Annotated in this window: 19 protein-coding genes and 3 pseudogenes; 17 read left to right on the forward strand and 5 right to left on the reverse strand. The window is 72.3% G+C overall.

Features of this window, described 5'->3' with window-relative positions; genetic code table 11:
- The first annotated feature begins 219 nt into the window (after positions 1-219).
- Positions 220-3,045 (forward strand): DEAD/DEAH box helicase, encoded by a 2,826-nt coding sequence (locus QFZ64_RS27735; protein ID WP_307070261.1) that lies wholly within the window; start codon positions 220-222, stop codon positions 3,043-3,045.
- Positions 3,042-4,844: an SWIM zinc finger family protein gene (locus tag QFZ64_RS27740; protein ID WP_307070262.1), complete on the forward strand. Its 1,803-nt coding sequence runs from the start codon at positions 3,042-3,044 to the stop codon at positions 4,842-4,844. Before QFZ64_RS27735 ends, QFZ64_RS27740 begins: the two co-directional genes overlap by 4 nt.
- A gap of 85 nt (positions 4,845-4,929) precedes the next feature.
- Here QFZ64_RS27740 and QFZ64_RS27745 read toward each other — a convergent pair whose 3' ends face one another.
- Complete coding sequence (locus tag QFZ64_RS27745; RefSeq protein ID WP_307070263.1) at positions 4,930-5,559, reverse strand: TetR/AcrR family transcriptional regulator; 630 nt, start codon at positions 5,557-5,559, stop codon at positions 4,930-4,932.
- Between the two features lie 122 nt (positions 5,560-5,681).
- Here QFZ64_RS27745 and QFZ64_RS27750 point away from each other — a divergent pair, with 122 nt between their 5' ends.
- Together QFZ64_RS27750 and QFZ64_RS27755 are read left to right on the forward strand one after the other, a co-directional pair.
- On the forward strand, positions 5,682-6,344 hold the full coding sequence (locus QFZ64_RS27750; RefSeq protein WP_307070264.1) for a peroxiredoxin-like family protein: 663 nt from the start codon (positions 5,682-5,684) through the stop codon (positions 6,342-6,344).
- 102 nt (positions 6,345-6,446) lie between these two features.
- Positions 6,447-6,584, forward strand: coding sequence for a hypothetical protein (locus tag QFZ64_RS27755; protein ID WP_307070265.1), 138 nt, complete (start codon positions 6,447-6,449; stop codon positions 6,582-6,584).
- Between the two features lie 496 nt (positions 6,585-7,080).
- Here the strand turns inward: QFZ64_RS27755 and QFZ64_RS27760 are convergent, their stop codons facing one another.
- Positions 7,081-7,296, reverse strand: coding sequence for a hypothetical protein (locus QFZ64_RS27760; protein WP_307070266.1), 216 nt, complete (start codon positions 7,294-7,296; stop codon positions 7,081-7,083).
- A gap of 583 nt (positions 7,297-7,879) precedes the next feature.
- Here QFZ64_RS27760 and QFZ64_RS27765 point away from each other — a divergent pair.
- Complete coding sequence (locus QFZ64_RS27765) at positions 7,880-8,404, forward strand: GNAT family N-acetyltransferase (protein WP_307070267.1); 525 nt, start codon at positions 7,880-7,882, stop codon at positions 8,402-8,404.
- 117 nt (positions 8,405-8,521) lie between these two features.
- Here the strand turns inward: QFZ64_RS27765 and QFZ64_RS27770 are convergent, their stop codons facing one another.
- Positions 8,522-9,433: a LysR family transcriptional regulator gene (locus QFZ64_RS27770; RefSeq protein ID WP_307070268.1), complete on the reverse strand. Its 912-nt coding sequence runs from the start codon at positions 9,431-9,433 to the stop codon at positions 8,522-8,524.
- 249 nt (positions 9,434-9,682) lie between these two features.
- Between QFZ64_RS27770 and QFZ64_RS27775 the strand changes: the two genes are divergently transcribed.
- The 3 genes from QFZ64_RS27775 to QFZ64_RS27785 all read left to right on the forward strand — a co-directional run bounded on the left by QFZ64_RS27775 (position 9,683) and on the right by QFZ64_RS27785 (position 12,068).
- A complete protein-coding gene (locus QFZ64_RS27775; RefSeq protein ID WP_307070269.1) occupies positions 9,683-10,327 on the forward strand; it encodes an NADPH-dependent F420 reductase in 645 nt (214 codons plus the stop codon).
- A gap of 62 nt (positions 10,328-10,389) precedes the next feature.
- Positions 10,390-11,325 (forward strand): SDR family oxidoreductase, encoded by a 936-nt coding sequence (locus QFZ64_RS27780; RefSeq protein WP_307070270.1) that lies wholly within the window; start codon positions 10,390-10,392, stop codon positions 11,323-11,325.
- Positions 11,326-11,399: 74 nt separating this feature from the next.
- Complete coding sequence (locus QFZ64_RS27785) at positions 11,400-12,068, forward strand: NADPH-dependent F420 reductase (RefSeq protein ID WP_307070271.1); 669 nt, start codon at positions 11,400-11,402, stop codon at positions 12,066-12,068.
- A 220-nt stretch (positions 12,069-12,288) separates the two neighbouring features.
- Here QFZ64_RS27785 and QFZ64_RS27790 read toward each other — a convergent pair whose 3' ends face one another.
- The gene (locus QFZ64_RS27790; RefSeq protein WP_307070272.1) at positions 12,289-12,864 is read right to left on the reverse strand and encodes a CGNR zinc finger domain-containing protein; all 576 of its coding nucleotides are present in this window, start codon (positions 12,862-12,864) and stop codon (positions 12,289-12,291) included.
- Positions 12,865-13,001: 137 nt separating this feature from the next.
- Here QFZ64_RS27790 and QFZ64_RS27795 point away from each other — a divergent pair, with 137 nt between their 5' ends.
- Both QFZ64_RS27795 and QFZ64_RS27800 read left to right on the forward strand, forming a co-directional pair.
- Positions 13,002-13,490, forward strand: a complete 489-nt coding sequence (locus QFZ64_RS27795; RefSeq protein ID WP_307070273.1) for a VOC family protein — start codon at positions 13,002-13,004, stop codon at positions 13,488-13,490.
- A 46-nt stretch (positions 13,491-13,536) separates the two neighbouring features.
- Complete coding sequence (locus QFZ64_RS27800) at positions 13,537-14,460, forward strand: pyridoxamine 5'-phosphate oxidase family protein (RefSeq protein WP_307070274.1); 924 nt, start codon at positions 13,537-13,539, stop codon at positions 14,458-14,460.
- A 362-nt stretch (positions 14,461-14,822) separates the two neighbouring features.
- Here the strand turns inward: QFZ64_RS27800 and QFZ64_RS27805 are convergent, their stop codons facing one another.
- Complete coding sequence (locus QFZ64_RS27805; protein WP_307070275.1) at positions 14,823-15,008, reverse strand: hypothetical protein; 186 nt, start codon at positions 15,006-15,008, stop codon at positions 14,823-14,825.
- A 337-nt stretch (positions 15,009-15,345) separates the two neighbouring features.
- Between QFZ64_RS27805 and QFZ64_RS27810 the strand changes: the two genes are divergently transcribed.
- The 7 genes and pseudogenes from QFZ64_RS27810 (at position 15,346) to QFZ64_RS27835 (ending at position 20,264) form a co-directional block, all read left to right on the forward strand.
- Positions 15,346-16,269, forward strand: coding sequence for an endo-beta-N-acetylglucosaminidase H (locus QFZ64_RS27810; RefSeq protein ID WP_307071895.1), 924 nt, complete (start codon positions 15,346-15,348; stop codon positions 16,267-16,269).
- 183 nt (positions 16,270-16,452) lie between these two features.
- Positions 16,453-16,563, forward strand: a pseudogene (locus QFZ64_RS35425) (IS630 family transposase); the annotation flags it as partial.
- 2 nt (positions 16,564-16,565) lie between these two features.
- Positions 16,566-16,742: pseudogene (locus QFZ64_RS27815) on the forward strand (ATP-binding protein); the annotation flags it as partial.
- 673 nt (positions 16,743-17,415) lie between these two features.
- Positions 17,416-17,619, forward strand: a complete 204-nt coding sequence (locus QFZ64_RS27820) for a cold-shock protein (RefSeq protein WP_003973099.1) — start codon at positions 17,416-17,418, stop codon at positions 17,617-17,619.
- Positions 17,620-17,962: 343 nt separating this feature from the next.
- Positions 17,963-19,453 (forward strand): DEAD/DEAH box helicase, encoded by a 1,491-nt coding sequence (locus QFZ64_RS27825; protein WP_307070276.1) that lies wholly within the window; start codon positions 17,963-17,965, stop codon positions 19,451-19,453.
- A gap of 46 nt (positions 19,454-19,499) precedes the next feature.
- A pseudogene (locus QFZ64_RS27830) lies at positions 19,500-19,905 on the forward strand (CBS domain-containing protein).
- Positions 19,906-19,955: 50 nt separating this feature from the next.
- Positions 19,956-20,264: an SCO5918 family protein gene (locus tag QFZ64_RS27835; protein WP_307070277.1), complete on the forward strand. Its 309-nt coding sequence runs from the start codon at positions 19,956-19,958 to the stop codon at positions 20,262-20,264.
- Positions 20,265-20,510: the final 246 nt, after the last annotated feature.

A 20,510-nucleotide genomic window follows, 5' to 3' on the forward strand; every position in this document is an offset into this window, starting at 1 on the left:
CGGTGCCGTAGACCGGCCGTCGCGCACGGTGCCGTAGACCGGCCCGCCACAGTGGCTGCCGCCGCTGCCGCTGCTGCCGCTGCGGCCGCTTCCGGCAGGCCGGCGCCGTCGCCGCGCTGCCGCGGCCACCCCGCACGGGCTCCGGAGCCGACTGTCAGACCCCGCCCGTACAGTCGTAGACACCTGACACGACGCGAGGGGCGGGAGGTGGCCGGACGTATGGAACACGGGCAACACACGCACGTGGAGCACGCGCACGAGGGAGTGCCCGCGCGCCTCGCCGCCGTCTTCCTGCCCGGCCCCGTGCCCCGGCAGGGCCGCGTCGCCTTCTGGGACCCGGAGGGCTCCGCGCCGCCCGCCGCCCCCGTCGAGGAACTGGTCGTCGTACGGCCGCACGGCGCCACCGTCCGCCGGGCCACCGTGCCCGCGCGCACCCTCACCGTCGCGGCCGCCCTGCCCGTCCTCACCGCCGCCCGGCACGCCCCGGCCGCCCACCCCGCCACCGCCTGCTGGGGGGCAGCCGCACTGCACGCCCTGCGGCTCGTCGCCCGGGGCCGGCTGCTGCCCGGCCTCACCGCCGAGGGGTACGACGCCTGGCGCGCGGGCCCGCTGGAACGGGACGACATCGCCCACCTGAGGGCGATCGCCGCCGCCCTCCCGTACGAGGGGCACGCCGTGCCGCTTCCCGGGCGCGGCCCCCTCCGCCTGCCCGAGCCGGAGGCCCTGGTGCGCGCCTTCCTGGACGCGGTCGCCGACACCCTGCCACGCACCCCCGCCGCGGCCCACGTGTCCGGCCGGCCCTTCGCCGCCCGCGCCACGACCCGGCTGCCCGGCGCCCGCGACTGGGCAGCCGAGGTCGCCGCCGGCATGGACACCGGCGTACGGATCTCGCTGCGCCTGGACCTGTCGGCGTACCAGCTCTTCGACGACGCCGAGGACGCCCGCCGGGCCGGAACGGCCGTCGTCCAGGTGCACAGCCTCGCCGATCCCACACTCGTCACCGACGCGGCCACGTTGTGGGCGGGGGAGTCCGACGACGCGTTCGGGCCCCGCGCCCGGGTGGACGCCGCGCTCGCGGTGCGCCGCGCGGCCCGCGTCTGGCCACCCCTGGAGCGGCTCACGGAACAGGACGCGCCCGACGTCCTGGCCCTGTCCGAGGAGGAGCTCACCGACCTCCTCGGCGTCGCCGCCACCCGGCTCGGCGCCGCCGGCGTCGCCGTGCACTGGCCCCGGGACCTCGCCCAGGACCTCACCGCGACCGCCGTACTGCACCCGGCCCCCGGCTCCGCCACCGACGGCACAGGCTTCTTCGAGAGCGAGGACCTGCTCCGCTTCGGCTGGCAGCTCGCGCTGCGCGGCGACCCGCTCACCGAGGCCGAGATGGACGCCCTGGCGGAGGCGCACCGCCCGGTGGTCCGGCTGCGCGACCAGTGGGTGCTCGTCGACCCCGCCCTCGTCCGCAAGGCCCGCAAAAGGGAACTCGGCCTGCTCGACCCGGTCGACGCGCTGTCCGTCGCCCTCACCGGCACCGCCGAGGTCGACGGCGAGAGCGTGGAAGCGGTCCCCGTCGGCGCCCTGGCCGCGCTGCGGGACCGGCTGACGGCTGGCATCACCCCCGTCGAGCCGCCACCCGGACTCGACGCCCGCCTGCGCGACTACCAACTGCGCGGACTGGCCTGGCTCGACCTCATGACCTCCCTCGGCCTCGGCGGCTGCCTCGCCGACGACATGGGCCTCGGCAAGACCGTCACCCTGATCGCGCTGCACCTGCGCCGCGCCCGCCGCGAACCCACCCTCGTCGTCTGCCCGGCCTCCCTGCTCGGCAACTGGCAGCGGGAGATCACCCGCTTCGCGCCCGGCGTCCCCGTCCGCCGCTTCCACGGCCCCGACCGTACGCTGGACGGCCTGGACGGCGGCTTCGTCCTCACCACCTACGGCACCATGCGCTCCACCGCGCACCTGCTGGCCGAGCAGAGCTGGGGGCTCGTCGTCGCCGACGAGGCGCAGCACGTGAAGAACCCCTACTCGGCGACGGCCAAGGCGCTGCGCACGATCCCGGTGCCCGCGCGGGTCGCGCTGACCGGCACCCCGGTGGAGAACAACCTCTCCGAACTGTGGGCGCTGCTGGACTGGACGACGCCCGGACTGCTCGGCCCGCTGAAATCCTTCCGCGCCCGGCACGCGCGCGCCGTCGAGGGCGGCGAGGACCCCGGCGCCGCCGAACGGCTGGCCCGCCTGGTCCGCCCGTTCCTGCTGCGCCGCAAGAAGTCCGACCCGGGCATCGTCCCCGAACTCCCGCCCAAGACCGAGACCGACCACCCGGTACCACTCACCCGCGAACAGGCCGCGCTGTACGAGGCGGTGGTCCGCGAGTCGATGCTCGCGATCGAGACGGCCCAGGGCATCGCCCGGCGCGGCATGGTGCTCAAGCTCCTCACCTCCCTCAAACAGATCTGCGACCACCCCGCGCTGTACCTCAAGGAGGACCCCGCCACCGCCCGGTCACTCGGGGAGCGCTCCGGGAAGCTCGCGCTCCTCGACGAACTCCTGGACACCCTTCTCTCCGAGGACGGTTCGGCGCTGCTCTTCACCCAGTACGTGGGCATGGCCCGGCTGATCACCGCCCACCTCGCCGCCCGCGCCGTCCCCGTCGAGCTGCTGCACGGCGGCACCCCGGTGCCGGAACGCGAGCGCATGGTGGACCGCTTCCAGGAGGGTGCGACCCCGGTGCTCGTCCTCTCCCTCAAAGCCGCCGGCACGGGCCTGAACCTCACCCGCGCGGGGCACGTCGTCCACGTCGACCGGTGGTGGAACCCGGCGGTCGAGGAGCAAGCCACCGACCGTGCCTACCGTATCGGGCAGACCCAGCCGGTGCAGGTGCACCGGCTGATCACCGAGGGCACGGTCGAGGACCGCATCGACGACATGCTGCGCTCCAAGCGCGCCCTCGCCGACGCGATCCTCGGCTCCGGCGAGACCTCCCTGACGGAACTGTCCGACCGCGAACTGTCCGACCTGGTCTCCCTGCGGAGGGCGGCGTCATGACGGAGGAAACCCCGAACGCACCCGCCCCCAGGCCAGGCGACGCGGCCCGCAAGGCCTTGCGGGAGGCCCGCGCCCGCGCACCCAGGCCACCCGAGCCGGGGGAACCGACCGAGGCGGGGGAACCGACCGGGGCAGGAAAACCGCCCGAGGCGGGGACATCATCCGGGACAGGGAAATCGCCCGGGACGGGGACCCCGCGCCCCACCCGCCCCCCGGCGAAGCCGGCCCGCCCCGGCGACATCGCCCGCCGGGCCCTGCGAGCCGCCCGCGCCGAGGCCACGCCCCCCACCGTGCCCCACGACGCCCCGGCCCCCCTCAGGGGCGCGGGGAACGGCGCGCCCAGCCCCGACGCACCCGCACCCGCCGGCACACCGACCCCTTCGAGCTCCCCGGCGTCCGAGCCCGACGGCACCCCCCTCAGGGGCGCGGGGAGCCGCGCGACCAACCCCCGCGCACCCGCACCCGTCAACGCACCGAACCCCCCTCCCGCACCCGAGCCCCCCGCACCGACAACCCCCCGCACCCCCCACTCCATGGCCGCCCCCACCCGAGACGGCGACCTCCGCCGCACCTTCCCCCCGAGCGCACCCCGCGCCACGGACGCGAACGGCGACCCCGTCGCCACCACATGGTGGGGCAACGCCTGGCTCACCGCCCTGGAGGCCGGCGCCCTCGACGCCGCCCGCCTCGCCCGCGGCCGCACCTACGCCGCGCAGGGCCACGTCGACGCCATCACCGTCACCCCCGGCCAGGCACTGGCCTACGTCCGCGGCAGCCGCCCCCGCCCCTACCGCACCCAGGTCCGCCTCCGCACCCTCTCCGACGCCGACTGGGACCGCTTCCTGGACGCCGCCGTCGAACACACCGGCCACATCGCCGCCCTCCTGGACAAGGAGATGCCGCACTCGCTGTCGGACTGCGGCGTCCCCCTGCTCCCCGGCCCCGGCGACCTGGAACCGCTGTGCAGCTGCCCCGACCGAGGCCACCCCTGCAAACACGCCGCCGCCCTCTGCTACCAGACCGCACGCCTGCTCGACGAGGACCCCTTCGTCCTGCTCCTGCTCCGCGGCCGGGGCGAACGCGAGATCCTCGACGCCCTCTCCCGCCGCAGCGCCGCCCACGCGGCCCGCGCCGCACAGGACGCGCACGACACGGCCGCCCTCCCCGGCGTCCGCGCCCGGGACGCCGTCACCCCGCGCACGCTCCCGCCGCTCCCCGCCCCGCTGCCCCCGCCCCCGCACCCCGAGCAGCCCCCGGCCCACCCCGCCGCCCCCGGCGGCCCGGACCCACTCGCCCTCGACCAACTCGCCACCGACGCCGCCGCCCGCGCCCACGCACTGCTCACCACCGGTCGCGACCCCGTCGCCGAACTCACCCTGTGGCAGGACGCCGTCCGCCTCGCCGCCGCCCGCCCCGGTTCCGGCCTCACCGCCTCCACCCGCGCCGTCTACGCCTCCCTCGCCTCCGCCACCGGCCGTACGACCGCCGACCTCGCCCGCGCGGTCGCCGCCTGGCGGCAGGGCGGACTCGAAGGGCTCGCCGTCCTGGAGGAACCGTGGGACCCGCCGGCAGGCCGGTTCGACCGGGCCCGCCCGCTGCTCCTCGCCGCCGACCTGCCCGCCTTCCGCCCCTGGCGCAACCGGCTCACGCACCCCGTCGGCCACGTCCAGCTCCGTCTGGGCCGCGACCACCTCTGGTACGCCTACGAGTCCGATCCGGGCGCCGACGACTGGTGGCCCCGCGGCATCCCCGACCTCGACCCGATCGGCGCCCTCACAGGACTGGGCGGCATACCGTGACGGGGCGCCGACCGGCCCCGGCACCGGGCGCGCACCGCACCCGCACCACACGCGCACCGCACCACGTCCGCACCGCTCGCGAGCGCTACGCCCGCCCCGCCGCGTGGCAGCGGATGCGGTCGATCATCGCGTCGAGCACCGCTTCGAGAGCCGTGGTGTCGCGGTGGGCCTGCGTCATCAACAGGCCGCCCTGCAGGGCGGTGAGCAGGGCGAGGGCCAGTCGGTCGGGGTCGGCGTCCGGGTCCAGTTCGCCGCGTTCCCGCATGGCCCGCAGCCCGTCGCGGATGGCGTCCTGCCACTGCGCGTAGCCCGCCACGAGCCGGGCGCGGGCCTGCGGGTCCGTGTCGGACAGTTCGGCGGCCAGGGACCCCAGCGGGCACCCTCCCCTGCAGTCGCGCGCATGCTGCGCCCGGACGACGGCGTCCCGCCAGGCCTGCAGCGCCTCGAAGCTGTCCAGCCGGCCGAGCAGCGGCCGCTGGAAGTCGAGGACGCGCTCGGTCTGGTATTCGATGACCGCCTGGACCAGCGCCTTCTTGTCACCGAAGTAGTGGTAGAGCTGCGACGGGCTGCTCACCCCCGCGGCCTTGAGGATGTCCTCGGTGCTGGTGCCCGCCACGCCGTTGTCGTACATCAGCGCGGCTGCCGCCGCCGCGATGCGGTTGCGCGTGGCCTGCCCCTTGGGGGTCAGACGTCGTGCTGCGGTGCTGCTCGTCACCCCTTCACGCTACCGCATCCCGTCAGTTTTTAGACTTGACATTCTATTTTCTACGGCTCAAGATTAGAGTGATCGATCTAAAAATGATCAAACCAGAACCAGAAGCGGAAGGGCGGTACCCCGTGACCACCACCCCCATCGCCGACCAGGTCGCCGACCTCCAGGAGAAGGTCGCCGACCAGCTGCCGGCCGAGGTGCTGAAGGTGTTCGGCGCCGAACAGGCGGACCTGGACACCGCCGGGCTGCCGTCCGGCATCGCGGAGCCCGGCACCCCCATGCCCGACGCGTCACTGCTCGACGTGCGGGGCCGCCCCGTCACGCTGGATGAGGCGCGGGCCGGCCGTCCTGCGGTCGTGGTGTTCTACCGCGGCGCGTGGTGCCCGTACTGCAACGTGGCCCTGCGCACCTATCAGCGGGAGCTCGCGGGCGAGCTGGACGAGCGGGGCGTGGTGATGATCGCCGTCAGCCCGCAGAAACCGGACGGCTCGCTCAGCATCGTCGAGGCCAATGAACTCACGTACACGGTCCTCTCGGACCCGGGCAACCGGATCGGCCGGGAGCTGGGCATCGTCACCAGGTCCGACGACCAGGTGCTGCACGCGCAGGCGTCCCTCGGCGTGGACCTGACCGAGGTGAACGCCGACGGCACGCAGGACATCGTCATGCCGACGGTGGTACTCGTCGACGACCGGGGCGTCCTGCGCTGGATCGACGTCCACCCGAATTACACGACCCGCACCGAGCCCGACCGCATCCTCGCGGCCCTCACGGAAACCATCGGCTGACCGACCGACCGGCGTGACGCGCGCACGCCCCTCCGTCCCCCGCGCCCGCCTCCTCACACTCACTCACCGCGCGACCCCTGAACGGACCCGCCCACGACCCACGTGCCGGCTTTCGACGTCTACGAGACGTTGCTGAACCTGGAGGTCCTGGACGGGCCGTTCGAGGAACTCCTCGGCACCGCCGCCCTGCGGCCGCAGTGGTTCGCTCAGATGCCGCAGCTCTCCTTCGTCGGCTGCTGACCGGGTTCTGCACGGACTTCACCACCGCGCAGCGCGCCGCTCTGCGCATGCCGGCCCGGCGCCAGGGGGTGCCCCTGACCGCGGAGTGTCCCCCGGGCCCCCTGCCACCTGCCGGTCCGGCTCCGTTCGTGTGGAGCCGGACCCTCTAGGGTCTTTCGTCTGGATCGGGCCGGCTGGGAGGCGCGGTGCGTCTTCGACCGACCCGGGCGGGGTCCGGTGCGTGCGGCGGCAAGGCGGAGGAGGGCGCCGGGGCGGAGCCCCGGCAACCGACGACAACGCCGCAGAGGCGCGTGCCAAACCCCGCGACGCCGGAATGATCCGAACGAGAGGCCCTAAGGGCTGTCCCGTGATCCCCGGTGGATCAGCGCGCGGCGTCAGATGCGGTGCATCGCAAGGCGGAGGGGCGTCCGCATACTGGATGTATGCGGACGTTCCGACAACGCGGCGAGGTGCCGTAGCTGTCGTCGCGCGCCCGCCGGGGATCACGGGACAGCCCTTAGGCCAGGCCGATCTGCTGGTAGAAGGTCTGGTTGTCCCAGAACAGGAACTCCTCGTCCATCACACCGCGAGGGGTCCACAGGCCGACGGTGGCCATGCTGATGGCGTACTTCTTCCCGGTGGGCGCGATGGTCCCGCCCTTCCCGTCGGGCATGGGCCGGGTGAAGGTGCCCCGCATCACGCCGGCGACGGCCGTCAGGTCGCCCGTGGCCACACGCAGGTGGTGCGACTCGATGCGGGTGTCGGGCGCCCAAGACGAACATGGCCGCCAGGTCGGCGATGTGCTTGTCGATGCCGTCGGTGTAGTGGCCGTCGGGCCAGTGCACCCGGATGGTGCGGGCGTGACTCTCGTCGAGCCTGTCCCAGTCGGCGTGGGAGAAGACGTCGAAGTCCAGCTCGTCGAACGTCCGCAGATTGCGGCGTTCCCCGGCGGTGAGCCCCTTGGGGAACGGCGGGTCGGGCACCGGCGTGGTGGCGGGGTCGGGGAGCGGCCCCGCCCACGGGTGCCCCGAGGTCTGGCTCTGTGCCGTTCCGGCGAACGCGGTGCCGTCGGTGACGGCGGTCAGGGCGAGCGCGCCGAACGTGGCCGCGCCGCCTTTGGTGAGCAGTGAACGACGATCCACGGTGTCACTCCTTCCGCGAGGACTCGTGAGGACGCGCACAGCCTTGCACTAGCTTTTCGAAAGCGCAATCTTTCTGAAAGTGCAGTCTCAACGAAAGCGCCCTGGGGTCCGTCAGTCGCCCCCCGACGGCGGCCCCCGGCACGCGGGCACCTTCCGGTGCGAAATACTCGTTCGATGAGCTCACGCACTTCCCCTCCCGGCGGGCCGATCGCGATACGGAGGGCTGTCGCCAGGGATGCCAAGCGGCTCACACGGCTCGTGCGTAACTCGGGTGCCTACGAGGGCGTGTACGCGGCGGCGGTCGCGGGCTACCGGGTGGGGCAGGACTACATCGAGGCCCACCGCACCTTCGTCGCCGTCGAGGCCGTCGAGGCCGTCGAGGCCGTCGAGGCCGTCGAGGCCGACGCGCCCGCGGGCCGGATCCTCGGGTTCTACTCGCTCGTCCTCGCGCCACCGGAGCTCGACCTGCTGTTCGTCGCCGACGACGTGCAGGGGCGGGGTATCGGGCGACTGCTCGTCGCGCACATGCTGTCCGAGGCCCGTGCCGCCGGGTTGGACCGTGTCAAGGTCGTGTCGCACGTACCCGCCGAGGACTTCTATCACCGCGTCGGTGCGGTGCGGATCGGGACCGTGCCCGCGAACCCGCCCGCCGTGCCGTGGGACCGTCCCGAATTCGAGTTCCGCATCGCTCCGGAATGAGGCGGTGCACCGGCGCCGCTGCTTCAGGCCGACCGGACCGACCGGACCGACCGAACGTGCCGATCAGCCGTGCTCGTGAACGCCGACCGTCCGGTCGTGCCCGGAAAAGCCGACCGCTCAACCGTGCCGGGAAACCGAGTCGCCCGCGCGCTGCCACATTTCGTAGTTTCCGCATTCTGCCGTGATCTCGGCCGCCGCCCGCGCCGCGGCGACGAATGCGTCGACCAGCGGCGAGGTGCGTGAGGCCGCCACCGCGAGGCACACCTGGTCGGGCGCCAGATCCCGGACCGTGACGTAGGTGACGTCCGGGTGCGAGTGGAACACGGTCGTCGAACGGGGCAGGAACGAGATGCCCCGTCCGGCCGCGACATGCTCCAGTGTCTCGTCGACGCCGCGCACCCGGTATCCGGCGTCGGGATGTGGACGCCTGGTGGGCTGCGTGCTGGGGTCGCCGTGCCAGACCAGCGGCTCGCCGGCCAGGTCGGCCTCGGTGACCTCCCCTTTGCCTGCCCACCGGTGGCCGGTGGGCAGGACGGCCACCCGCGGCTCGGTGTACAGCGGGGTGACACGCAGGCCGGTCTCGTCGATGGGCAGCCGCACATAGCCGACGTCGATGCGGCCGTCGAGCAGCAGGGGAGCCTGGTCGCCCCATTCGATCCGCTGCACGTCGACGACCACGTCCGGGTGCCGGGCCTCGAACGCCCGAGCCGCCGGGATGACGGCGACGCCGGCCCGGAAGCCGATCACCAGCCGCCGGCTGCCACGGGCGGCCTCGGACACCCGGCGGCGCACCGCGAGCGCCGAGGCGAGCAGCGGACCGGCCTCGGCCGACAGTTGTCGTCCCGCGTCGGTCAGCGCCACGCCATGGCGGTCCCGGGTGAACAGCGAAGCGCCGAGATCCTGCTCCAGCGCCTTGATCTGCCGGCTCAGCACCGGCTGCGCGATGTGCAGCTCCTCGGCGGCGCGGCCGAAGTGCAACTGGTCGGCCACGGCGACGAAGTAGCGGAGTTTGCGCAGGTCCAGATCCACGGCGCCTCCCGGTTCCGGTGATGCTTCCAAGGTATCACCGCGTCCGGAACAAGTATTGGACGCCCATTCACGCCGGTGACAGCCTGAACAAGTACCGGATCCCCGATGGGGGCGAAGCGATACCGGCGCGTGAATCCGGCGCAGGAATTCTTTCAGGAATGTGAAAGCGGCGCCCGCACTCGGAATGAGTCGGGAGCTCGGGTTCGAAATGAATGCGGGAATGGAACACTCGGGAAAGCAGGCGTATCAATGAGCAGCGTCAGCATTATCGGCACGGGCGACATGGCGGCCGCCCTGGCGGGCCGGGCGCTCGCCGGCGGCAACGCCGTCGAGATCATCGGCCGCGACCCGGCCAGGGCCGGGGAGCTGGCCGCCGGACTCGACGGTGCCACTGTCGGGACGTTCGACGCCGTCCCGGCGGGAGACCTCGTTGTCCTGGCTGTGCCGTACGCCGGCGCGGCGGCGGTGGTCGGCGAGTTCGGGGACGCACTGCGCGGCAAGGTCGTCGTCGACCTCACCAATCCCGTCTCCCCGGACGCCGAGAGCCTCGTCACCCCCGACGACAGCTCCGGTGCGCAGGAGATCGCCAAGGCGGTTCCGGCGGGCGCGCACGTCGTGAAGGCGTTCAACACCGTCTTCGGTCACATGCTGGCGCGGGGCGGCGCGTTGGACGTGCTTCTCGCGGGTGACGACGCCGAGGCCAAGGCGGCCGTGTGGGCCTTCATCACGAGCCTCGGGTTGCGGCCGAGGGACACCGGCCCCCTGGCGATGGCGCGCTGGCTGGAGGGAACGGGCCTGTTGATGATCAGCCTGGGCCGCCGCGGCGGGAGCTTCGACTTCGCCCTCGGCGTCGAAACGTCCGACCCCGCCCTCGGTGCCCACACGTCTGCCTGAGCGCGCCACCGTCACTTCTCGGCGCCACGTCTCGCGCCACCTCACTCACAAGGAATCGAAGCATGCGCGTTTTCGTCACTGGCGGGACCGGCCATTCCGGTTCGTACATCATCCCCGAACTCGTCGCCGCCGGACACGAGGTCACCGGCCTGGCCCGGTCGGACACCGCGGCGGCCGCGTTGTCCGCCCTCGGCGCGAAGGCGCGTCGCGGCGACCTCGAGGATCTCGACGGACTCAAGGAGGCGGCCGCGGACTCCGACGGCGTCATCCACGTCGCACACCGTCAGGACCTGCTTCCGTCGGGCGGGATCGACGCCGTGGCCGCCGCGGAGCTCCCGATCATGCTCGCGTACGGCGAGGCACTCGCGGGAACCGGAAAGCCGCTGGTCGCGGCGGGGAGCATAGGCTCGCCCGGGAACCTGGGCCGCCCCGTCACCGAGGAGGATCCGGCCCTGCCCGTCGGCGAGGAGCACAGGGGAACCCTGCGGGTCCGCAACGTCGTGGAGACGGCCGTGATCGGACTCGCCGAGCGAGGAGTGCGCTCCTCGGTCGTGCGGATCTCCAACATCGCGCACAGTACGACGGACCGTGCCGGTTTCCTCGTGCAGATGATCGCGCTGGCGAAGGAGAAGGGCTTCGCCGGCTACCCCGGGGACGGCACGAACGTGTGGAACGCCGTGCACGCCCGCGACCTCGCCTCCCTCTTCCGCCTGGCGCTGGAGAAGGGGCAGGCCGGCAGATACTGGCACGCGGTGGGGGACGGGGCCCTCCCGTTCCGGGAGATCGCCGAGGCCATCGGCGGCCGTCTCGGCCTGCCCGCCGTGAGCGTTCCCGCGGACGAGCTGATGGTGCCGGGGTACTTCGGCTTCCTGGCGAACATCGTCACGCAGAGCTATCCGGCGTCCAACCTCCTCACCCGCCGGACCCTCGGCTGGGAACCCGCCCGGCCCGGCCTGCTCGCCGGCCTGGACAACGGCCACTACTTCCCGGCCGGCTGACGGCTCGGAATCGCAACGGAACTCTGCAATACGGGAGTTCGGCTCGACTCCTCCTCTCAAGGAACGCGGACATCATGACGACTGTGGGATTCATCGGAAGCGGACAGATCGGCAGGACCGTGGCGCGGCTCGCGGTCGGGGCCGGGCACCGGGTCGTGCTCAGCAACTCGCGCGGTCCCCGAACCCTCGCGGACACCCTCGCGGAGCTGGGGCCGCGGGCGTCCGCCGCGACGAGCGAGGAGGCCGCGACGGCCGGTGACATCGTCGTGGTCACGGTGCCGGTCAAGGCCTTCCCGGATCTGCCCGCCGCGATGCCGGCCGGGAAGACGGTCATCGACACGTGCAACTACGGCCCCGAGCGCGACGGACACATTCCCGAGCTCGACAACGGGTCGCTCACCTCGAGCGAGTTGCTGCTGCGGCACCTCCCGGACGCCCGACCCGTCAAGGCGTTCAACAACATCTACTACAAGCACCTGCTGTCACTCGCCCGCCCGGCGGGGGCGGCCGATCGCTCCTTCCTGCCCATCGCCGGGGACTCCGCGCAGGCGAAGGCGGAGGTGACCGCGTTCATCGAATCCCTCGGGTACGGCGTGGTCGACGCCGGACCGCTCGCCGAAGGCCGACGGCAGGCGACGGGCACACCGGTGTGGGGAACCCCGTACGGTCCGTACTCGGACGAGCAGGGCCGTCCGGCCGACGAGGCCACCATCCGCGCGGCCCTGGCCGCCGCGACACGGTGACCACCGCGCGGGCGCGCGGTGATGTGCCCCCGCACATCGAGGGGCTGAGCGCGACGCCGAGCGGTACTCCGACGCTCCGAGCATGCGCGAAGGCCCGACCCGGCGCGGGGTTCCCCGCGCCCCGCCGGCCGCGTGAGGAGTACGCCGCCGCGCGGCGGACGTGCACCCGGCGCGCAACCCACGTGCACCCGGCGCGGCCGGGGCTCGGGCGGGCGGCGCCTCAGGCCCCCGGCCGTGCGCCGGTCCTGCTCCGCCCGTAGTGGCGGGCGGCCTTGGCCCGGTTGCCGCACGCGGCCATGGAGCACCATCGGCGCGTGCCGTTCTTCGTGGTGTCGTGGAAGTGCAGCACGCACCTCGGGTGGGCCGCGCAACGTTTGATCCGCCGGGGTGCCTCGGCGACGAGTCGCAGATAGTCGGCGGCGGCGAGCCAGGCCGGCAGCCAGGCCGCGTCGTCGACCTCCGGGCGGGTCCGCGGACCCTCGGGCCCGAGCTCGTGGCGGAGGGCGCCGTGGGCCAGTACGCGGTTGAGGTCCTCCCGGGCCGTGTCCGAACCGGTGTCCACCAGGGCCAGGAGTATCTCGCGGGTCTCCCGCACGGCGGCGAGCGTCGCCCCGTCCGCGCCGGCGTCCTCCTCCAGGCCCGCCGCACAGAGCCAGACGGCCAGCCCCTCCACCGAGTCCAGCAGGTCCTGCGGCTCGGCGTGGTGCATCCATCGCGTGTTGAGCAGGTCGAGGCAGAGCGGCTCACCGACCAGCGGACGGCGGTCCCCGGGGACCCGGGACGACGACTCGGACACGGCGGCGCCTCCTGCGGCGGTCGGCGGAAACGGGCGGAACCCCCTCCACTTTACCGCCTAACGCATCTTTGGCGGTTGACGGTCGACGCCCAACCTTCTATCTTCACTTCATCGGTTAGATCTCACGGAGGTGGACCATGACCACTGCTGCTCCCGGCGCCCCGCGGACGGGACACGTCGGCCCGAACGTCCGGACGGGACACGTCGGCCTGAATGTCACCGACCTGGAGCGCTCGACGCCGTTCTACGCCCGCGTGTTCGGTCTCCAGACGCAGTCCGAGGGCGAGGACGACGGGCGCCGCTGGGCCTTCCTCGGGCGCGACGGACGGCTGGTGCTGACCCTGTGGCAGCAGGGCACGGCGCCCTTCCCGGTCGCCTCGGCCGGGCTGCACCACCTGTCCTTCGAGGCGGACTCCATGGAGCAGGTGCGCGCGGCCGAGGAGGTGCTGCGCGAACTCGGCGCCGACTTCCACCACGAGGGCGTCGTCCCGCACGGCGAGGGCACGGCGTCCGGTGGCATCTTCTTCACCGACCCCGACGGCATCCGTCTGGAGATCTACGCACCGAACGGCGCCGAGAACGCCACGGCCCCCACCGGCACCGCGCCCACCTGCGGCTTCTTCTGACCGGTAGGCGCACCGGCCGCCGACGTCCACTGATAAGGAGAGCGCCGTGCCGCTCGACGTCTTCCACGAAGGGGAGCTCGCCGTCCAGCGGCGCGCGGGACTGCTCGATCAGGGCGCACACGTCTCCCGCGCCGTCCGCGCGTCGATCCCCGGCGTGGCCCGGGATTTCCTCGCCCGGCAACCCATGGCCGTGCTGGGCGCCGCCGACGAAGAGGGCCGCCTCTGGGCCTCCCTTCTCTCCGGGAACCCCGGGTTCCTGCGGGCGGAGAGCGACACGGAACTCGCCGTCGCCGCGCTCCCCGTGCCCGCAGACCCCCTGTACGCACGGCTGGGCGGCGGTCCCGCCCCGGTCGGGATGATCGCGATCGAGCCGGCGACCCGGCGCCGGATGCGCCTCAACGGGTACGGCACACCGAGCGGGGACGGCTTCCACGTCGCGCTCGACCAGGTGTACGCCAACTGCCCGAAGTACATCCGGAGAAGGGAACCCCACCGGGCGCCGGGCACCTCCGGCAGCCCCGTCGTACGGACGCGGGACACACGACTGCCGGACCACCTGCGCGCGTTCCTCGCCGACGCCGACACGTTCTTCGTCGCGACGACGGACCGGGACGGCCACACCGACGCCTCGCACCGCGGCGGCGACCCGGGCTTCGTCCAGGTGCTCTCACCCACCGCGCTGCGCTGGCCCGACTACACCGGCAACGCCATGTTCAACACCCTGGGCAATCTGGAGGTCGACGCACGGGCCGGGCTGCTCTTCCCGGACTGGCGCACGGGTGCCACCGTGCAGCTCACCGGCACCGCCCGCACCGACTGGGACCCCGCGGCGGCCGCGGCCGTGCCCGGCGCGCGGCGGATCGTAGAGTTCACCGTCACCGGCGTGGTGGAGATCGCCGGAGCCACCCCCCTGCGCTGGAGCGCACCGGAGGATCCCCGCACGCGCCCGCCCGTGGCGCCGCCCCGCTGAGAACGGCGTCCGGCACGCCGGCGCACCGGAGCGCCGACGTGCCGGGAGGCGGGCACGCCCAGGTGCGGCGGCCCGGGTCCGGCACTGGTCGAAGGCGGGCAGGCCGGCGTACTCGTCGTCGCCCGTCACCGGTCCGGCCGGTCGAGGCGATCATGCTCATGTGTGAACGAGTGCGACAACGCATCCGATCCTGCTCGGAATCATGCCTTGCCGCGCAGGGCGCCGTACCGGTCCGCCCCGTCGGCCGACCCACCGTGTGAGGCCGGCTCGGGTGCGGCATACGCGCTCGGTGCAGCCACGCACCGCGCCGAGGGGCGGGGAGGTCACGACACGGAGGGCCGTCGCGCGGGACGCCGAACGGCTCACGCGGCTCGGGCGCGGCTCGGGCATCCACCAGAGGCCAGTACTCGGCCGCGGTCACGGGCCACGGCGTCGGCCGCGACGAAGGCGATGTCGTCGTGGGCGAAGCCGCGAGCCGGGAAGTCCGGGGCCTCGGCGAGGGTGCCGGTGTAGGCGATCGCCACCGCCGTGAAGGCCGGCGGGATCACGTCCAGCCGGGCTGGTTCTCCTCCGGGAACAGCACGCCGCAGCCGCGATCAGGAGTTCGCCGGCGTGCCCGAAAGGGTCATGCAGGCGGGAGACGGCCGACGCGTACAGAACCCGGGAGGTGTCGGCCGGGCTCCTGCGCGACAGCGCCGCGTTCCGGTAACTCCCCTGCCGGGGTCAGGAGTCACGGTGCGACGTGTGTGCGTGGGAGTCGTGAAGAGTTCCCGCATGGTTCTGGGGATCCGGTCACGGGAACGGAAGGATCCGGGAGGGGGGGGGCTTTCTCGGCGCTCGCGAGCACGTCGGGCGCCGCTCCATGCGATGGGAGACCGATCGACGATGTTCACTCCGGTGCGGAGCAGACTACGGAGAGCCGCGCTCGCGCTCTCGGCCATTGCGGCCCTCACCTTCGGCGCGACCTCCACGACGGGCGCGGCAGCGGCCCCCGCTCCCGCTCCCGCGAAACAGGGACCGACCTCGGTGGCGTACGTCGAGGTGAACAACAACAGCATGCTGAACGTCGGCAAATACACCCTCACCAACGGCGGCGGCAACGTCTTCGACGTCGCCGTGATCTTCGCGGCGAACATCAACTACGACGCGGGCACGAAGTCGACGACGCTGTATTTCAACGAGAACGTCCAACGCGTTCTCGACAACGCCGCCACGCAGATACGGCCGTTGCAGCAGAAGGGCATCAAGGTCGTCCTCTCGGTGCTCGGCAACCACCAGGGCGCGGGCTTCGCCAACTTCCCTTCCCAGCAGGCGGCTTCGACGTTCGCCGGACGACTGTCGGACACCGTGGCCAAGTACGGCCTCGACGGCATCGACTTCGACGACGAGTACGCCGAGTACGGCAACAACGGCACCGGCCAGCCCAACGCCGGCTCGTTCGTCCACCTGGTGTCGGCACTGCGCGCCGACATGCCGGGCAAGATCATCAGCCTCTACAACATCGGACCGGCCGCGTCGCGCCTGTCCTACGGCGGCGTCGACGTCTCGTCCAAGTTCGACTACGCCTGGAACCCGTACTACGGCTCCTGGCAGGTCCCCGGCATCGCACTGCCCAAGTCGAAGCTGTCGCCGGCGGCCGTCGAGATCGGTCGGACCTCGCAGAGCACGGTCACCAGCCTGGCCCGCCGTACGGTCAGTGAGGGATACGGCGTCTATCTGACGTACAACCTCGACGGCGCCGATCGCAGCGCCGACGTCTCCGCGTTCACCAGGGAGCTGTACGGAAGCAACGCCCGCTATACGCCGTAGACGGACCACAGGCCCCGGCGTTCCCGGCATTCGGCGCCCCCTCGGGGCGTACGGCGTCCGGTAGGGCCGCGCTCGGGCAGGCCGCGCCACCGACAACGATGTCGGAGGCGCGGTCGCCGCAGGGACCGTGACCTGCGCCGTACCGAAGCGCCGGCCGCCTTCCCCATGCCGTGCCCCCGGCCGCACGGCACCCACAAGACTCCCGCCCTGCACTTCACCCCGACCGGCTCCTCCTGGATCGACCAGATCGAGCGGTGGTTCGGCTACCTGGCCCACCAGATGATCCGCCGCGGCCCCTGCCAGTGGCGCGGGCCGCCGATGCGGGCAGAGTCGGGCAGCACGGCCTGGAGATCGTCATGGCCGTCGCCCAGGGCTTCGAGGCTCAGCGGGAGCCGGTCGGCAAACGCGTCACCGCCCGCATCGCCCTACCTGACGACCCCAGCGGGGACATCGCCGGACGCCGCCCCCAGTAACAGCCTGCGCTCCCGTCGGCCTCACCGCTTTCCCTGACGTCTGCCGTGAAGCGAGGCGCTGCGGGGGCGAATGAGACGGGAGCGGCCGGCGCGGGGACGGTGCCGGCGTGCGGGGTGGCGGCGTCGGCTGACAGCATGGCGAACGACGCCGACTCGGCCCGCACGCGCGCACCGCCGACGCCCAGTACGTCGCGCGGACCCGTGCCTGGTGTCCTGAGCCAGAGGTCTTTGGCCCAGGCCCTGAGCGGCCGCCCGGTCACGGAAATCGGTGGCCGCAGTCTGGAAGAATTTCTGCAGGAGTCCTTGGACGACGACCTGGCACGTGACCCAGGTGCGCCGACTTCACGCAGCATGCCGATCGGCCACCCTTCCTGAGGTGTTGAACGCCGAATCAATATCTGTTCCCGAGGGATCAGTTTTTCGAGAGCCGTGCAGCGGGAGTTTTTGCCGCGAAGAGCAGAGCAGAATTATTCACCGTGCACGCGCCGTTCCGGCGTGCTACTGTCGTCTCAGTTGCAGTTGTGGTTCCCAAGACTTCAAGTGCCCCCGCCAGGCTTCTTCCGGTTGGGAGCACTTTTGTATTTCCGGTCATTTTCCGGGCGGGGTAATCATCGCGGCGACTCGGCGTCCGCGCAGTGCGGATGCCGATGCACTGCCCCGAAGGAGATATGACATGGCTGCTGGTACCGTGAAGTGGTTCAACGCGGAAAAGGGCTTCGGCTTCATCGAGCAGGACGGTGGCGGCGCCGACGTGTTCGCCCACTACTCGAACATCGCCGCGCAGGGCTTCCGTGAGCTGCTCGAGGGCCAGAAGGTGAACTTCGACATCGCGCAGGGCCAGAAGGGCCCGACGGCCGAGAACATCGTTCCGGCCTGACGCTCACGCGCAATCCGTAGCTGGGGCCCGCATCCTTCGGGGTGCGGGCCCCAGCTGCACGCGCATCCCGCGCCGGCTTTCACCCGCGGGACGCCCCGGAGGAACCCGCAGTACCACCACAAGGGTTCCTCGCTCAGGACGCAGGCGCATCCTGAAGCGCTGCCCCGCAGCCGGCGCCGGGATCGCGAGGTCCCCATCGCGTCACCGATTTCAGCACCTGTGCCCCCGGGATTTCGGGCGGCCAGATCTGCTTTCTTTTGCCACCGGTCCATACTTGTGATTCTCCGTGCCGTTCACCGCAGCGGGAATTCCTTGATATGTGCCACATCGAGGAAGGTTCCGCATGAACCGCACGTACACGAACGACCGCCCCGCCCGCTCCCGCGACGGCCGTGCCGACGCCGGACGGGGCGGCGGTCACGGCTCACAGGCACCGCGTCGTACCGGCGGGCCCGTGCGCTCCGGCGGTTCCGGCCGCCGGCCCGCCGCGATGCGCGGTGAGTTCGCGCTGCCCAGGACGACCACTCCCGGGCTGCCCGCCGTCGAGGGCTTCGCCGATCTCGACCTGCCCGAGCAGATGCTGGCCGAGCTCGGCAGGCAGGGTGTGACGGCACCGTTCCCGATTCAGGGCGCGACACTGCCGAACTCCCTTGCGGGCCGTGACGTCCTGGGCCGCGGACGCACCGGCTCCGGCAAGACCCTCGCCTTCGGCCTCGCCCTGCTCGCGCGTACCGCTGGGCAGCGTGCTGAGCCCCGCCGGCCGCTGGGGCTGATCCTCGTCCCGACGCGTGAACTGGCACAGCAGGTGACCGACGCGCTGACCCCGTACGCCCGCTCCGTGCGGCTGCGGCTGGCGACGGTGGTGGGCGGCATGTCCATCGGCCGACAGGCCGGCGCACTGCGCGCCGGCAGTGAGATCGTCGTCGCTACACCGGGACGGCTCAAGGACCTCATCGACCGCGGCGACTGTCAGCTGAACCACGTGGACATCACCGTGCTGGACGAGGCCGACCAGATGGCCGACATGGGCTTCATGCCCCAGGTCACCGCGCTGCTCGACCAGGTGCGCCCGGAGGGGCAGCGCATGCTGTTCTCCGCCACCCTGGACCGCAACGTCGACCTGCTGGTGCGCCGCTATCTGACCGACCCTGTCGTGCATTCGGTCGACCCGTCGGCCGGTGCGGTCACGACGATGGAGCACCACGTCCTGCACGTCCATGGCGCGGACAAGCACGCGGCGACCACGCAGATCGCCGCGCGCGACGGCCGCGTGATCATGTTCTTGGACACCAAGCACGCCGTCGACCGGCTGACCCAGGATCTTCTCAACAGCGGGGTACGGGCCGCGGCGCTGCACGGCGGCAAGTCGCAGCCGCAGCGCACCCGCACGCTGGCGCAGTTCAAAACGGGACACGTCACCGTGCTGGTGGCGACCAACGTCGCGGCGCGCGGCATCCACGTCGACAACCTCGACCTCGTCGTCAACGTCGATCCGCCGACCGACCACAAGGACTACCTCCACCGCGGAGGCCGGACCGCCCGCGCCGGCGAGTCCGGGAGCGTCGTCACCCTGGTCACGCCGAACCAGCGCCGAGGCATGGTCCGCCTCATGTCGGACGCCGGAATCCGGCCGCAGACCACCCAGGTCCGTTCGGGAGACGAGGCCCTGAGCCGGATCACCGGCGCCCAGGCCCCCTCCGGCATCCCGGTCGTCATCACCGCGCCGGTGGTCGAACGCCCCAAGCGCAGCGCCACCTCCCGAGGTCGCCGCCGCCCCGCCTCGGCGACCAGGCGCACCCCCGTACGCCAGACCGGCTTCGGCGCGGTGGCCTAGAACTTCAGTGATCAGGAAGCCGGCCCATCTCTGCATGAGGGACGTTTTGACGCTGGTTCGGACAGAGTCCCGCCCGGCGGACGCCGACCCCGTGCACAGGACAGCGGTGGAGGTCACGGATGCGGCCGGACCGCAGGTCTGTGACGACATGAGCGTCGAGGTGGCGCTGGCCGTCATGGCCGCTGCCCGCACGGTCCGACTGGTCGTCTGCGACCAGGACGGCCAGTGCACCGGCCTGGTCACCCATGCCGAACTCGCCGCCGTCCGTGACAGCTGCGACGATACGGACCGTGTCCGCCTGCGCGACATCCTCGGCGACCACGGTTTCGTTCGCCTCACCCGTGACCACGATGGCCGAAGCCGAGCACGCGATGCGCACCCGTCGGCTCGGTGTCCTGCCGGTGGTCGACGAGCAAGGCAGCGCCCCGGGCAGCCTCGCCCTCTCCCGCTGAAACACCTGGCCCCTGGTCGGACCGTTCTTCCCTTCTCTCTGTGAGGTCACATGCGCTGCGTCATCGCCCGCTTCCCCTTCGAGCTCACCAAGGGCGGCGTGCTGGAATCGATGAAGGGCATCAAGCCCGAACCGGTCATCGGCCAGTCGGTGATCATCGGCCGCCGCCACTACCCTGTCAAGCAGGTCGGCCAGGTCATCACGCGCCAGGACCGCCGTGACTTCAGCGCCGCCGAAGTCCTGCGGGCCATGGCTCAGCTCGGCTTCACCTGCCGCGCCGTTCCCAAGGCAGCGCCCCTGGGCATTCTCAGCCCGATGCAGCACGCTTCCGCGATGCTCGACACCCCCGTCACGGTCTGACCGGGTAACAGGCACGAGCAGACACCTGAGCAGCAGTGTGGGCCCGACCGGTACGCCGGTCGGGCCCACACCACGTGCAGCGGGTTTCCGTCACCTTGCCCTGCAGGTTCCGGGCGGCATGGAAGTGCAGACGCGCGGGCGGCCCGTCCTCCTTCACGGGGGCGCCGAGGACGGCGGCGATCTCGCCCAAGCGGGCGGAATCCCTCAGCACATCCGGCACCCTCTGCTCCCACACCGGCTCGGCGG

The sequence above is a fragment of the Streptomyces sp. B3I8 genome, from assembly GCF_030816915.1.
GTDB lineage: Bacteria > Actinomycetota > Actinomycetes > Streptomycetales > Streptomycetaceae > Streptomyces.

Coding starts and splice junctions, on each gene's coding strand:
- QFZ64_RS27775 (WP_307070269.1), top strand. CDS start 9,683: ATGAGCAGCGTCAGCATTATCGGCACGGGCGACATGGCGGCCGCCCTG.
- QFZ64_RS27735 (WP_307070261.1), top strand. CDS start 220: ATGGAACACGGGCAACACACGCACGTGGAGCACGCGCACGAGGGAGTG.
- QFZ64_RS27765 (WP_307070267.1), top strand. CDS start 7,880: ATGAGCTCACGCACTTCCCCTCCCGGCGGGCCGATCGCGATACGGAGG.
- QFZ64_RS27820 (WP_003973099.1), top strand. CDS start 17,416: ATGGCTGCTGGTACCGTGAAGTGGTTCAACGCGGAAAAGGGCTTCGGC.
- QFZ64_RS27740 (WP_307070262.1), top strand. CDS start 3,042: ATGACGGAGGAAACCCCGAACGCACCCGCCCCCAGGCCAGGCGACGCG.
- QFZ64_RS27810 (WP_307071895.1), top strand. CDS start 15,346: ATGTTCACTCCGGTGCGGAGCAGACTACGGAGAGCCGCGCTCGCGCTC.
- QFZ64_RS27795 (WP_307070273.1), top strand. CDS start 13,002: ATGACCACTGCTGCTCCCGGCGCCCCGCGGACGGGACACGTCGGCCCG.
- QFZ64_RS27825 (WP_307070276.1), top strand. CDS start 17,963: ATGAACCGCACGTACACGAACGACCGCCCCGCCCGCTCCCGCGACGGC.
- QFZ64_RS27780 (WP_307070270.1), top strand. CDS start 10,390: ATGCGCGTTTTCGTCACTGGCGGGACCGGCCATTCCGGTTCGTACATC.
- QFZ64_RS27835 (WP_307070277.1), top strand. CDS start 19,956: ATGCGCTGCGTCATCGCCCGCTTCCCCTTCGAGCTCACCAAGGGCGGC.
- QFZ64_RS27785 (WP_307070271.1), top strand. CDS start 11,400: ATGACGACTGTGGGATTCATCGGAAGCGGACAGATCGGCAGGACCGTG.